This is a genomic window from Longimicrobium sp. (assembly GCF_036280135.1).
In the GTDB taxonomy this organism is placed as follows: domain Bacteria; phylum Gemmatimonadota; class Gemmatimonadetes; order Longimicrobiales; family Longimicrobiaceae; genus Longimicrobium.
Genome location: NZ_DASURI010000223.1, coordinates 1 through 13793, shown reverse-complemented (window position 1 = coordinate 13793; position 13793 = coordinate 1). Strand labels below are relative to the sequence as shown.

At 68.9% G+C, this 13793-nt stretch carries 12 protein-coding genes; 8 read left to right on the top strand and 4 right to left on the bottom strand.

Features of this window, described 5'->3' with window-relative positions; translation table 11 throughout:
• The 6 genes from sufB to sufU all read left to right on the top strand — a co-directional run.
• The coding region (sufB, locus tag VFZ20_RS06785; RefSeq protein WP_329683085.1) for a Fe-S cluster assembly protein SufB at positions 1-1089 on the top strand (1089 nt) is incomplete at its 5' end.
• A 221-nt stretch (positions 1090-1310) separates the two neighbouring features.
• On the top strand, positions 1311-2663 hold the full coding sequence (sufD, locus tag VFZ20_RS06780) for a Fe-S cluster assembly protein SufD (RefSeq protein WP_329683084.1): 1353 nt from the start codon (positions 1311-1313) through the stop codon (positions 2661-2663).
• Positions 2664-2665: 2 nt separating this feature from the next.
• Positions 2666-2983, top strand: coding sequence for a non-heme iron oxygenase ferredoxin subunit (locus tag VFZ20_RS06775; RefSeq protein ID WP_329683083.1), 318 nt, complete (start codon positions 2666-2668; stop codon positions 2981-2983).
• A 603-nt stretch (positions 2984-3586) separates the two neighbouring features.
• Positions 3587-3904 (top strand): hypothetical protein, encoded by a 318-nt coding sequence (locus VFZ20_RS06770; protein WP_329683082.1) that lies wholly within the window; start codon positions 3587-3589, stop codon positions 3902-3904.
• Complete coding sequence (locus tag VFZ20_RS06765) at positions 3901-5163, top strand: cysteine desulfurase (protein WP_329683081.1); 1263 nt, start codon at positions 3901-3903, stop codon at positions 5161-5163. The genes VFZ20_RS06770 and VFZ20_RS06765 overlap by 4 nt, the downstream gene beginning before the upstream one ends.
• 298 nt (positions 5164-5461) lie before the next feature.
• Complete coding sequence (gene sufU / locus VFZ20_RS06760) at positions 5462-5914, top strand: Fe-S cluster assembly sulfur transfer protein SufU (RefSeq protein ID WP_329683080.1); 453 nt, start codon at positions 5462-5464, stop codon at positions 5912-5914.
• A 98-nt stretch (positions 5915-6012) separates the two neighbouring features.
• Here the strand turns inward: sufU and VFZ20_RS06755 are convergent, their stop codons facing one another.
• Positions 6013-6744, bottom strand: a complete 732-nt coding sequence (locus VFZ20_RS06755; protein ID WP_329683079.1) for a hypothetical protein — start codon at positions 6742-6744, stop codon at positions 6013-6015.
• 764 nt (positions 6745-7508) lie between these two features.
• Here VFZ20_RS06755 and VFZ20_RS06750 point away from each other — a divergent pair.
• Together VFZ20_RS06750 and VFZ20_RS06745 are read left to right on the top strand one after the other, a co-directional pair.
• A complete protein-coding gene (locus VFZ20_RS06750; RefSeq protein WP_329683078.1) occupies positions 7509-8600 on the top strand; it encodes a thiamine pyrophosphate-dependent dehydrogenase E1 component subunit alpha in 1092 nt (363 codons plus the stop codon).
• Positions 8597-8854, top strand: coding sequence for a protease inhibitor I9 family protein (locus VFZ20_RS06745; RefSeq protein WP_329683077.1), 258 nt, complete (start codon positions 8597-8599; stop codon positions 8852-8854). Before VFZ20_RS06750 ends, VFZ20_RS06745 begins: the two co-directional genes overlap by 4 nt.
• A gap of 258 nt (positions 8855-9112) precedes the next feature.
• Here the strand turns inward: VFZ20_RS06745 and VFZ20_RS06740 are convergent, their stop codons facing one another.
• The 3 genes from VFZ20_RS06740 to VFZ20_RS06730 all read right to left on the bottom strand — a co-directional run bounded on the left by VFZ20_RS06740 (position 9113) and on the right by VFZ20_RS06730 (position 13760).
• Complete coding sequence (locus tag VFZ20_RS06740; protein ID WP_329683076.1) at positions 9113-10945, bottom strand: long-chain fatty acid--CoA ligase; 1833 nt, start codon at positions 10943-10945, stop codon at positions 9113-9115.
• 596 nt (positions 10946-11541) lie between these two features.
• Positions 11542-13197 (bottom strand): DUF885 domain-containing protein, encoded by a 1656-nt coding sequence (locus VFZ20_RS06735; protein ID WP_329683075.1) that lies wholly within the window; start codon positions 13195-13197, stop codon positions 11542-11544.
• A complete protein-coding gene (locus VFZ20_RS06730) occupies positions 13194-13760 on the bottom strand; it encodes a metalloregulator ArsR/SmtB family transcription factor (protein WP_329683074.1) in 567 nt (188 codons plus the stop codon). Before VFZ20_RS06730 ends, VFZ20_RS06735 begins: the two co-directional genes overlap by 4 nt.
• Positions 13761-13793: the final 33 nt, after the last annotated feature.

Genomic DNA, 13793 nt, shown 5'->3' with positions numbered 1-13793 from the left:
GAGCGGCTGGGCATTCCCGACCAGGAGCGCCGCATCCTGGCCGGCGTGGGCGCCCAGTACGAGAGCGAGGTCGTGTACCACTCGCTCAAGAAGGAGTGGGAGGAACAGGGCGTCATCTTCAAGGGGATGGACGACGGCCTGCGTGAGCACGAGGACCTCGTCCGCGAGTACTTCGGCACGGTGGTTCCCTTCCGCGACAACCTGTTCGCGGCCGTGAACTCCGCCGTGTGGAGCGGCGGCTCGTTCGTGTACGTGCCCAAGGGCGTAAAGCTGGACATGCCCCTGCAGGCCTACTTTCGCATCAATGCGGAGGCCATGGGGCAGTTCGAGCGCACGCTCATCATCGTGGAAGAGGGCGCGCAGGTGCAGTACATCGAGGGGTGCACGGCGCCCTCGTACAGCCAGGACAGCTTCCATTCGGGTGTCATCGAGATCATCGTCAAGGACGACGCCCGCATGCGCTACACGACCATCCAGAACTGGTCGCACAACGTCTACAACCTGGTCACGCAGCGCGCCAAGGTGGGACGCAACGGCACCATGGAGTGGGTGGACGGCAACCTGGGCAGCAAGCTGACGATGAAGTACCCCAGCTGCTACCTCATGGGCGAGGGCGCGCGCGGCGAGATCCTGTCCATTGCCTACGCGGGCAACGGCCAGCACCAGGATGCCGGCGGCAAGGTGATCCACGCGGCGCCGCACACGTCGTCCCGCATCGTCTCCAAGTCCATCAGCCGCGGCTCGGGACGGTCGTCGTACCGCGGCCTGCTGCACGTGCAGCCGGGCGCGCACCACGCCAAGAGCAACGTGGAGTGCGACGCGCTGCTGCTGGACGAAGAGGCGCGGACGGACACGTATCCGTACATCAACATCGAGGACCAGCACGCGCAGATCGGCCACGAGGCCACGGTAAGCAAGATCGGCGACGAGCAGCTGTTCTACCTGATGTCGCGCGGGCTGAGCGAGGACGAGGCGGCCACCATGGTGGTGCGCGGCTTTATCGAGCCCATCGCCAAGGAGCTGCCGCTGGAGTACGCGGTGGAGCTCAACCGGCTGATCGAGCTGGAGATGGAAGGCTCGGTGGGATGAGTACGGCAGGGGACAGGGAATAGGGAATAGGGAATAGGGAATAGCCAGCAACTACGTGCACGTGCTCCTGTCTTCGATTGGGGAAAGGGGCAGATGGGTCGGCGAGGAAAGCCACGGGCGTCGTCCGCCGATCATGCAGTTGTCCGCCATTCCCTATTCCCTATTCCCTATTCCCTGATTCCCTCAGGCGTTGCGAACGACACCCTGACGGATAAAGACAAGTGCCCGATACAACCACCACCACCATCACCCCGGCCGACGTCGGCCTCTTCACCCGCGACCAGGTGGAGATGCTCACGGCCCGAAAGCTCGAGGCGGACTGGCTGCGCGACACCCGCATGCGCGCGCACGCCGTCTTCGCCGACACCCCGATGCCCACCACGCGCCTGGAAGACTGGCGCTACACGGACATCAAGAAGTTCTTCAAGCTCGACGCGTTCTCGTTTGCCGAGGAGCGTGGCCCCCTGGCCGACGCCGACCTCCCCGCCGGCCTCACGGCCGTGATGAGCGAGGCCACCGGCACCAGCGCCCGCCTGGTGCAGGTGGACGCCTCCGTCGTCCTGCGCGACGTGCCGGCGGAGCTGGAAGCCCAAGGCGTCATCTTCACCTCGCTTGAGGCCGCCGCCCGCGAGCACCCCGAGCTGGTGCAGAAGTTCTTCGGCACGGCCATCACGCCGGACGACGGCAAGTTCGCCGCGCTCAACTCCGCCTTCTGGACGGGCGGCGCGTTCCTGTACGTGCCCAAGGACGTGCGCGTGGAGGTGCCGTTCCGCGTCTACCGCTGGCTGAGCGACGCGGGCACGGCCGTGGCCGGGCGCGTGCTCGTCGTGGCCGAGCAGGGCGCGCACGTGGCCATGGTGGACCAGCTGGGCTCCGACGACCTGTCGAAGACGGCGCTGTCCGTGGGCGCCGCCGAGATCTTTGCCGACGAGGGCGCGACGGTCATCTACACGCAGGTGCAGCGGTACGGGCGCGGCGTGGCGCACCTGTCCACGGACCGGCTCGTGGCCGGGCGCGACGCCAAGATCACCACGCTGTACACGTCGTTCGGCGGGGACCTGGGACGCGCGGACGTGCAGTGCCGGCTTCGCGCGCCGGGCAGCCACGTGGACATGCTGGGGCTGTACATCGCCGACGGCACGCAGCACTTCGACAACCAGACGCTGCAGGACCACCTGGCCCCGCACGCCAGCAGCAACCTGCTGTTCAAGGGCGCGCTGAACGACCAGGGCCGCTCGGTGTTCCGCGGGCTCATCCGCGTGCACCCCAAGGCGCAGCGCACCGACGCGTACCAGACCAACCGCAACCTCATCCTGAGCGACAAGGCCCGCGCCGACTCGCTGCCCAACCTGGAGATCCAGGCGGACGACGTGCGCTGCTCGCACGCGGCCACCGTGGGCCAGCTGGACGAGGAAGAGGTGTTCTACCTGCTTTCCCGCGGCATCCCCAAGCTCGAGGCCGTGCGCCTGGTGGTGTTCGGCTTCTTTGGCGAGGTGCTGGAGCAGCTGCCGCTGGAGGACGTAAAGCAGGAGCTGCTGCGCGTGACCGAGCGCAAGCTGCGCGCGCGCGGCTGACGTTGGGCTGGACACGCATTGCCGCCCTCCCGGAGCTCGCGCCCGAGGGGGCGGTCCTGGGAGTGGAGGCGGCGGGACGGCGGATCGCGCTGGCGCGGGTGGACGGCGAGGTGTACGCATTCGCCGACAACTGCTCGCACCGCGACTTTCCCCTCAGCGTGGGCGAGGTGGACACGAGCGCGTGCACCGTGACGTGCGAATGGCACGGTGCCGCGTTCGACATCCGCACGGGGCAGCCCCTGTGCGCGCCCGCCACGCGCCCCATCGCCGTCTACGAGGCCAGGGTGGAGGACGGCGCGGTCTGGGTGGACGTGCCGTAGACGTTCGGATGTGCAGGTTTTCGAGGCGCGATGCCGGCATGCGCCCGGTGTCGCGCTTCTCACCGTGCTCTTATGCGACTACGAACAGCATCCGCTTCAGACGATACGTTCCATCTCGTGGAGGGATGTCGACACGAATGGCACTTCGTATTCCCGCGTATTGATCAACGAGTACGGGACACCCATGAGACGGCGCAGCGCCATCTGGAGCTGGAAAGATATCAGGAAGGCGTCAAGATTCTTACGTCAGTTGTAAGTGCTTACCCTGAGTATGTTGATGCCCAAGATACGTTAGCTTGGGCCCTGAAGCGGAATGGTGAGCCAGACAAAGCGTACGAAACTTGGAAATCGATAATCAGAAGGACCCTAGCTCTGCTGCCTAGTGACTTTTACTTCGGCAGGGATCACCTCCTCTGGGGCTATCCGAGCAATTGGTCGTTTCTCCAAGCATACCTCAATCTCGGCTCAGAACATCGCAGACGGGGATTGGTCGGTGAAGCGCTTTCGATTTTCCAGAACGTCCTGTACTTGGATCCGAGCAATGTGCGGGCACCAAAATCACTGATCGTACGGTGCTTTTTCCGGCTACACCGACCGCTAGACGTGCTTGCATTCTGTGAGCGGCACCACGACGATTATGATTCGGATCTACTCTATGGGCGTGCGCTTGCGCTCTATCAACTAGGTCGGAAAAGCGATGCTGCTGCGGCACTTGAAGGTGCAATTCGTCGTCAACCTTCAATTGCTAAAGAGCTGGCAAAGCAAACACACCGGACTGCGCGGGACGATCGCCCCCGCTATAACCGGATAGCTGATGAGGCAATTTTCTACTGGCGCGAAGCAGGAGAATTCTGGAGCAAAACGCGCGGTGCGCTTGCTCTGGTGCGACGAGTACTTCGCGAGAGAGATCTGCACGTATGACTGAGGCAACGCTTGCCCACCCGTCCACCTCGCCGCTGGACGTGCAGCGCATCCGCGAGGACTTTCCCATCCTGCGCGAGACGGCGCACGGAAAGCCCATCGTCTACCTGGACAACGCGGCCAGCACCCAGAAGCCGCGCCAGGTGATCGACGCGATCGTCACGCACTACGAGCGCGACAACGCCAACGTGCACCGCGGCATCCACGAGCTCAGCAACCGCGCCACGGACGCGTACGACGGCGCGCGGCAACGGGTGGCGGCGCTGTTCGGCATCGCGGACCCGGCGGAGCTCATCTGGACGCGCGGGACGACGGAGGGACTGAATCTCGTGGCGTACACGTGGGGCCTGGCCAACGTGCGGCAGGGCGACGAGATCCTGCTGTCCATGCTGGAGCACCACAGCAACCTGGTCCCCTGGCAGATCCTGGCCCAGCGCACGGGCGCCCGCCTGCGGTTCCTGGAGCTGGACGACCAGGGGCGGCTGGACCTGTCGGGGCTGGACTTTCTGCTCAGCGAGCGGACGAAGATCGTCTCCCTGGCGCACGTGTCCAACGCGCTGGGCACGGTGAACCCCATCCGCGAGATCGCGGCGCGGGCCAGGGCCGTGGGCGCGCTGATGGTGGTGGACGGTGCACAGTCGGCGCCGCACATGCCCGTGGACGTGCCGTCGCTGGGCGCGGACTTCTACGCGTTCAGCGGCCACAAGATGTGCGGCCCCACGGGGATCGGCGGGCTGTGGGGGCGCCGCGAGGTGCTGGAGGCCATGCCCCCGTTCCACGGCGGCGGCGACATGATCGAGTGGGTGGAGCTGGAGAGCAGCACGTACGCGCCCATCCCCACGAAGTTCGAGGCGGGGACGCCCAACGTGGCGGGGGCCGTGGGGCTGGCGGCCGCGGCGGACTACCTGGGCACCATCGGCCGCGACGCCATCCTGGCGCACGAGCGGCACCTCATCGGCTACGCGGTGGAGCGGCTGGCCGAGATCCCGGACCTGAACATCCTGGGCCCGCGCAGCCTGGAGGAGCGGTCGGGGGTGATCTCGTTCACCCTGGCCGACATCCATCCGCACGACCTGGCCACCATCCTGGACAGCGAGGGCGTGGCCATCCGCGCCGGCCACCACTGCACCCAGCCGCTGATGAAGTGCCTGGGCGTGGGCAGCACCGCGCGCGCCTCGTTCTACCTGTACAACACCACGGACGAGGTGGATGCGCTGGTGGACGCGCTGCACAAGGCGCGCGGGCTGTTCGGGTACTGAAGGGCGGAACTGCGGGTTACAGGGGACAGGTTACAGGGCCCAGCCAGCAACGGCGCACGTGGCCGTTCGGGGATGACATCCAACGCGAGCACCGCGCCGAGCGAATGAATTCGCCGCTGGAAAGGCACGAAATCCGCCTGCGCGGATTGGAACGTGGTCACGCTGCCACCGTGCAGCGGAGCGGGCCCTGGTGGATCGGGTGGGTCGATGGCGTGTCGGGCGTGAACTCACAGGGTGGGACTCGCGAGGAGCTGATCGCAAACCTCGAGTCTGCCCTGCATGAAGCATTGGAGACGCAATGACGGAGCGGTCCGCGCTGGACGAGGTCTACCAGGCAGTCATCCTCAAGCACTACCGCAACGCAAAGCACCGCGGCGAGCTGGCGGAGCCGGACGCCGTGGTGCCCATGCGCAACCCCGTGTGCGGCGACGATATCCTGCTGCAGGTGCAGGTGGACGGCGACCGCATCCAGGACATCCGCTTCAGCGGGCACGGGTGCGCCATCTCGCAGGCGGCCGCGTCCATGATGAGCGAGCACGCCGTCGGCAAGTCGTGGGACGAGATCCACGCCGTCGCCGCGCGCTTTCGCGACATGGTGCACGGCGACGAGACCGCCGCGCGCGACAAGACGCTCGGCGACCTGCGTGCGCTCAGCGGCGTCGCGAAGCTGCCGCGTCGCGTGAAGTGCGCCATGCTCGCCTGGGACGCGCTGGAGGAGGCGGAGAAGAAGCTCGGGGACAGCAGGGAATAGGGAACAGGGAATAGGGAATAGCGGGATTTTTCCCGCTCCCAATGAGAATCGCCCCGCGACCGATGAGGTCGCGGGGCGATTGTGCGTGCGGGTGCGGATCAGCCGCGGGTGATGCGGCGGGGGTCGGCGCCGCGCTCAATGCGGTCGGCCAGCTCCAGCAGCCCGGAAAAGGCATCGCGCGCGGGGGCGGGCAGGTCGCCGATCTCCAGCTCGTCGGCGTCGCTCACGGCGCGCTGCAGGGCGTCGACGGCCTCGCGGATGAGAGCCGCGCGGGCGGCGCGGTCTTCCACGCCCTCGACGGGAATGGTCGCCGTCTTGGCCCAACTGGTGCGGGCGCGGCGGCGGCGGCGCACCTTGGTGTCGTAGAACGTCCGGCCCGCGTCCGTGAGCTCCACCAGCCCGTCCGCCTTGCGCACCAGGCCGCGGCCTTCGAGGGCCCGCACCACGCGGCCGTCCAGGTCGTCGAACGGCACGGGCGCCTCGGCCAGGGCCAGCTGGCGCAGCATGTCTTCCTGCGTGTTGTTGACGCGCGTGTCGTCGGCCTCTTCCTCGTCCTCCGCCTCCTGTGTGGAAACGACCACGCGGGCGGAGGGATGCGGAATGCGCGCCTGGTGCGCCGGCATGGCGGGCTGCTGGCCGCGCTCCAGCGACTGCAGCGCCTTGCGCCCGTCCGGCGTGATGATGCTGAAGCCGCTGAGCCGCTTGATGTAGCGGCGCATGCCCAGGTGCCGCAGCGCGTCGGCGTTGAGACGCGCCTCGCTGACGGGCGCGCCCTTTTCCGCCAGCTCCTTGAGCAGCGCGATTTCTTCCGGGGAAAGGTCGTCGAACACGGGAGATCGTGGAGGGAGGTCCAACGCGCTGATTGTACGCGGGTTTCCGCGCATCAAGATACACTCCGCACGCCCGTTCGCCAACTCCCGGCATTGCGCGACGCGGAGGACACTGTGGAGTGACGACGTGGATCTCCAGATCCACTGATCCGCGTGGAGGGACAGAGGAGATTACAGGACGGGGTGCGATGGTGCGGAGCCCCAGCCCCCGGCGACTGAAGTCGCGGCACCGAAAACGTGATGTCGGCCTTCGCCGACGGGTCCGGCGCGGGCGAGTGCCGCGCGGTCGCGCGGAGTTACGTCGGGTGTATCGCGCGAGGGTTGGGCTAAGCAGGGGCGGCCGCATCCCAGCCCCGGCGAATGAATTCGCGGCACCGAACACGTGATGTCGGCCTTCGCCGACGGGTCCAGCCCGGGCCAGTGCCGTGCTGATCGGCACGGCCTCGCGCGTCTTCGACGCGATGATCTGCGTTGGTTCGGGAGATTGGATAACGGCAGGAGCCGCAGTTCAACCCTCCCCCAGGGGTTTTGGGGGAGGTGGGCGAGCTCCGCGACCCCGGAGGGGGCGCCCGCGCGGACTTCACCCCTCCGCACGAGCCGATCAGTTACTTTCGCACTTCCGCACTTCCGCACTTCCGCACTTCCGCACTTCCGCACTTCCGCACTTCCGCACTTTCGCACTCGCAGTTCCTTGCGCCGTCTCCCGCCGGTCCGTATGCTCCCCGGTCCACCCTGAACGCCGTTCAACCGCGCAGTCCCGCAGCATGAAGCGCTACGCCGCGTACGACCCGCCCGAGTACCAGAACTGGACCGCCGACCCTGCGCTGGTACAGGCCTGCCGTGACTGCATCACCGCCAACCCGGAGCGCGAGGCCGTCATCCAGGGCCTGTCGCGCGAGCAGCGGCTGGACCTGTACGCCGGCCTGCTGCGCAACCGGCTGCACGACGTGATGCTCAAGCGCTGGGTCAAGAACGGCGTCATCAGCAAGGCGTGGCTGGGCGTGGGCGAGGAGGCCACCACAATCGGCCCCGTGCACGCGCTTCGGCGCGCCGGACCGGACCGCGACGTGGTGGCGCCCATGATCCGCAACTCGGGCGCGTGCCACGAGATGGGGATGCCCGTAGCCGACATCTTCCGCAGCTACCTGGGCACGGCCGACGGCCCGTCCATGGGCCGCGACCTGCACGTGGGCGGGCTGGAGCACGGCGTGCTGCCCCCCATCAGCCACGTGGGCGACGTGGTGCCCGTCATCTCCGGCATCGCGCTCTCGTTCAAGCAGCGCGGCGAGGACCGCGTGGGCCTGACGTGGACGGGCGACGGCTCCACCAAGACGGCCGCCTTTCACGAGGGGATCAACTTCGCGGCCGTGCACCGGCTGCCGGTGATCTTCATCATCCAGAACAACCAGGTGGCGCTGGGCACGCAGCTGTCGCAGCACGCGGCCGGCTCGTTCGAGGACTGGCCGGCCATGTACGGCGTGAACGGCGGCACCTTTGACGGCAACAACGTGCTGGACGCGTACGCCGCCACGCGCCTGGCCGCGGACCACGCCCGCGCCGGCAGGGGGCCCACGCTGCTCATCGCCGAGACGTTCCGCATGGGCGGCCACGCCACGCACGACGAGCGCGAGGCCCGCACCCTGTTCAACGCGGAGCTGTTCGCCAGCTGGGGCCGCCGCGACCCCGTGGGGCTGTACGAGGCGTGGCTGGAGGAGGAAGGATTCGGGCGCGCGGAGCTGGAGCAGATCGAGGCCCGCGTGAACGCCGAGATCGAGGCCGCGGCCCAGGAGGCCCTGCGCAGCCGCGAGCAGGCGATGCCCGCGCCGGAGTCCGCCGCGGCGGGCGTGTACGCGTGAGCACGGATCGGGCGCCGCTGCACGGCCGGGCCAGCGCGGCGGCGCCCTCGTACATCGTCGTCTTTCGCGACGGCACCCACCCCGACGACGTGACGGACGCCCTGGCGGCCGAGCACGGCTTCACCCCGAAGTACGTCTTTCGCAACGCGCTGCTGGGCTTCGCGGCGGAGCTCTCGGCCGGGGCGCTGGATGCCATCCGCCGCCACCCCGCCGTGAAGTACGTGGAGCACGACGCCCCCGTCCAGGCGAGCTGATCTCCCGTCCACCGAGCTTCCGCGCGGGTAAGCGGAGAGGCGAGGGCCCAGAGAAGGGAGAAATCGCGCGTTCGCGTCGTCCGCGCCACCAGGAGCGAATGAATTCGCCGCTGGACGTTCGCGAAGTCCGCCTTCGCGGACTGCCCCAGAAAAGGCCGCCCCGGTGCACCGGGGCGGCCTTTTACGCGGTTGAAGCCTCACGCAGTTTGTGAGGCTTTCCGCAGTCGTTGCGGCGACTTCAGTCGCTCCGGCTGGTGCTCAGTCCTGCGCGGAAGCCTTGCCCGCGTAGAGCGCCTCGACGACGTCGGCGTAGTGCTTTTCGACGAGCTTGCGCTTGATCTTGAGCGTGGGCGTGAGCATGCCGCTCTCGATGGTGAACTCCTGCGCCAGCACGGCCACCTTCTTGGGCCGCTCGAACTTGGCGAACTCGTCCAGCCCGCCCAGCGCCTCCTTTTCCATCAGCGCGACCACGCGCGGATCGCGGGCCAGGGCCTCGTGGTCCGTCGTCGTGATGCCCTGCGCGGCCGCCCAGGGCAGCAGGTTCTCCCACTCCGGCACCACCAGCACGCTGGGAAACGGCCGCCGGTCGCCGATGATGACGGCCTGCCCCACGAACGGCGACATCACCACGGCGTTCTCCATGGGCTGCGGCGCCACGTTCTTGCCGCCCGCCGTGACGATGATGTTCTTGAGCCGGTCCGTGATGCGCAGGAATCCGTCGGACGTGAGCTCGCCGATGTCGCCCGTGTGGAACCAGCCCTCCATGTCCACGGCCTCGCGCGTGGCGTCCTCGTTCTGCCAGTAGCCCTTCATCACGTGCGGGCCACGGGTGAGGATCTCGCCCGTCTGCGGGTCGATGCGGATCTCGCAGCCGGGGACGGGCTTGCCCACCGTGCCCAGCTGGATGGCATCCGGCTTGTTGACGGCGATGACGGGCGACGTCTCCGTCAATCCGTATCCCTCGTACACGGGCAGGCCGGCGGCGTAGAAGAACTTGGCCACCTCGGGCGAGAGCGGCGCCCCGCCGGAGACGAAGTTGCGCACGCGCCCGCCCGTCCGCTGCCGCAGCACGCTGAAGACGAGCTTGTCAGCCAGTCGATACTGCACCGCCTGGACGGGGGACGGCGTGCGCCCCGCCAGCTTCACGTCCGCCACCGACTCGCCCACCTTCTTGGCCCAGCTGACGATCTTTGCCTTGATGCCGGACACGCCCACGACGCGGGCGTAGATCTTTTCGAACAGGCGCGGGACGGAGACGGCCACCATGGGGCGCACCTCCATCAGGTTGTCCGCCACCTTGTCCATGGACTCGGCGTAGGCGATGGTGGCGCCCACGTCCCAGTACAGGTAGTCCACCATCCGCTCGAACACGTGCGACAGCGGCAGGAACGAGAGGGTGACGTCGCCCTTCTGGATCACGTCGCCCAGCCCGTGCTGCAGGCACGCGGCCACGTTGCTGGCCAGGTTGTAGTGCGTGAGCATCACCCCCTTGGGGTTGCCCGTGGTCCCCGAGGTGTAGATGAGGGTGGCCACGTCGTCGCGGTCCACGCGCAGGGCGCGCTCGCGAAAGCCCGTGAAGCGCCCCGCCTTGACCGCCGCGTCGCCGTCGGCCATGAACCGCGCGAAGGGCGTGGTGCCCGGCGCGGCGTCAAAGCTCACGATGGCCTGCAGGTCTGGCAGCTCGCCCCGGATCTCCTGGATCTTGGCGGCCTGCGCGGGCGTGGAGACAAAGACCATCCGGGCCCCGCTGTCGCGCAGGATGTAGGCGACCTGGTTGGCGGGCAGCGTGGGGTAGATGGGGATGTCGATGGCCCCCAGCCCCACGGCGGCGTAGTCGGTGACGACCCACTCCGGGCGGTTCTCGGAGAGGATGGCGATGCGGTCCCCCGCGCCGATGCCCGCCCCGGCCAGGGCGGCGGCCACGGCGGTGACGCGCGCCTCGATGTCGGCGTGCGGCAGGGCCGTCCACGTGCCGCTGGGCGCGCGGTACAGCAGGGCCCGGGAGCCGCCGTGCCGGTCGATGCCCCCAAAGAAGATCCTGGGGATGGTGTCGCGCTCCACGGGGCGCAGGGGAACCAGCGTGTTCTGCATGCGGCCGGACTCCGCCGGAGGTGCTCGGAATGGATCGCGCGGCGCCGCCTGCGCCGCATCGCGAACATACCGCGAACCGTGGAGGGATGACAAGCATCGGGCCAGCGCGGCGGCAGGCCTCGCCGAGGGGGATGCGGGGCGGCGGTTCAGCACGAGGGCGGATGCCTGGTTCGAGCGGGTGGACCCCCCGTGGGAGGTCCACTCCGCAACGCGGCGGACGATCCCCAATCCGCATGAACACTGCGCATCGGCGTTGATTTCCTCCGTCATTCGGCGCCGCGCGCACCTGCGGGATGAAAGCCGCCGCAGTCCAACCTCCCCCAGGGTTTTGGGGGAGGTGGGCGAGCTCCGCGAGTCCGGAGGAGGTGCTCGCGCGATGGGGCTGAACGCTTGGAACCGGCCCCTGCCTTCAGGGAGCGCCCGTGCGGGACTCGCCCGCTCAAAGGGCTGCGGGCGCGCCCGAAGGATCTCCTTCGCACCGCAGGGACTTCGCTGCTGGACGGGGTCCTTGCCAGGGCGGGAATACCTGCCGTGCCCCATCGGCAATGAGGGGCTGACGAGGGCGGACGTCGGAGCCTTGCGGGAGGGGAGGCAGATCAGCCGGCGCGTGGGGCGGCCGTCCAGCGCGACAGCTTGGCCCGGAGCATGGGGAGCGTGACGTTGCCGTCCTCCAGCACCGCGGAATGGAAGCGGCGGATGTCGAAATCCGCGCCCAGCGCGGCCTCCGCCTCGGTGCGCAGCCGCCGGATCTCCGCGCCGCCCAGCAGGTACGCCGGCGCGAAGCCCGCCCACGTGGCCGCCATGTCGACCATGGCGTCGATCCGCTCGGGCGCCGTGGACGTGCGCGAACGCATCACCTCGCGCGCCTGCTCGCGCGTCCAGCCCAGCGCGTGGATGCCGCTGTCCACGGCGGCCCAGGCGGCGTAGAACGTCCGCGCGGAGAGCCAGCCCAGCCGCGACAGGTCCGACGCGTACAGCCCCATCTCCTCCGCCAGGGACTCGGCGTAGACGGCCCAGCCTTCCACGAAGCCGCTGTTGCCCATCACCCGCGTGAGCGGATGCGCGCCGCGTTCCCGGGCCAGCGCGAGCTGCAAGTGGTGACCGGGCACCGTCTCGTGCACGATCACGGACTCCGCGCGCACGCGGGTGAGCATGGCGGACGGATGCGTGTTCGCCTGGAAGCTCCCCGGCCGCCCATCCGCCGGGGGCACGTAGATGCCGCCGGGCGAGGAGACGTCCGCGCCGGGCATCGGCTCCACGCCTACCGGCGCGTCCGGCAGCGCGGCGAACCACGCCGGCAGCCGCTCCCACGCGCGGGCCACGACGCCGCGCGCGTGGTCCAGCATCTCGTCCGCGGAGGCGTAGCGGTACGCGTCCGACGTGCGCAGGCGGTGCCGCGCCTCCGCGAGGTCGTCCGTGCCCAGGGCGCGCAGCGCGACGGGGCGCATCTCCGCCTCCGCGCGATCCAGCTCGGCGAGGGCGAACGCGTGCACCTCCGCCGGGTCCAGCGCCAGCGTGGTGTACCGTCGCAGGGCCGCGCGGTATCCATCCACCCCGCACGGCAGCGCCGAGATCGCCAGCGATGTCCGGGCGCGCGGCAGGTACTCGTCGCGCAGATGGTCGCGGTAGCGCGCCAGGGCGGGATGGATCTCGTCCGCCACGAGCGCCGTCCATGCGCGGCTGAACGCATTGTCCGGGTCGCGCCGGGCGGGATCGGCGTAGGGTGAGCTGTCCGGCGGGAGACGCAGCGTGGCATCCAGCTGGTCGATCACGCGGCGCACGGCATCGCGCGGCGCCGTCCATCCCGTGCGGACGCCCTCCTCCAGCCGGTCGGTCTCGTTCGCCACGAAGCGTCCGAAGCCGCTCCACCGGGCAAGCGCGCGCGCCCGTTGCGCATCCGTCCCCACCGCCTGCGCCCTGGCAACGGGTGGATAGAAGAGGTGCCAGCCGCCCGCCTGGTCCACCGTCCACAGCTCCGGCCGGGCGACCCGCCAATCCGCCTCCGACTCCAGCGCGTGGCGCAGCACCCCGAGAGTGATGCGATCGTCCGCGTCCAGCGCATCCGCGTCGATGGCACGGACTTGGGCGAGCCATGCATCCTCGCGCGACCGCCACGCGCGGATGCCGGCCAGCGAGTTGTCCGGCAGGGGCGCGTCGGGATTCAGCGGCGCGCCCAGGTACACGGCCAGCTCCAGGTGCTGCCGGGCCCACGCGTGGAGGTATGCGTCGGCCAGCGCGCGCACGCGGCTCACGCGGACGGCTCCGGCAGGCGCCAGTAGACGCCGTTCTCGCGGGCCATCAGCCGTGTCCCGATGAGCTCGCGGCGCAGCGTGGCCGTGTCGGGGTGATGGTGCTTGATGATCTCGTTGAGCTCCGGCTCCGGGTAGCGGCGGCCGGGTTCGAAGCGCTCTACCAGCCAGCGCAGGACCACGTCGCGCTTCTTGCGGACGTCCGGGATCTTGGTCAGCCGCTCGTCGCCGTCCAAGAAGGTGCCCAGCACCTTGCGGTCGTACGCGTCGGCCTCGTCGCGGCCGCCGAAGGTGACCATGCGCTCGGGCGTGAACAGCTCGCGGCTGAGCTGCTGCAGCGTCTCGCCGGCCAGGCGGTAGAAGTGCGTGTTGCCGTCGGCGCGCATCTGCACCAGGCCGGCCTCGTGCAGCTTGGCCAGGTGATGCGAGATGGTGGGCTCCTTGAGGGCCACGATCTCCGCCAACTCGCCCACGCTTCGCTCGCGGCTGGCCAGGATGCCCAGCAGCTTGAGCCGCGTCTCGTTCGCGAGGAGCTTGAGGTATTCGACCGCCGTCGCGATTTCCATGATTACACTCTCCTGATTCGATGTATATCTAAA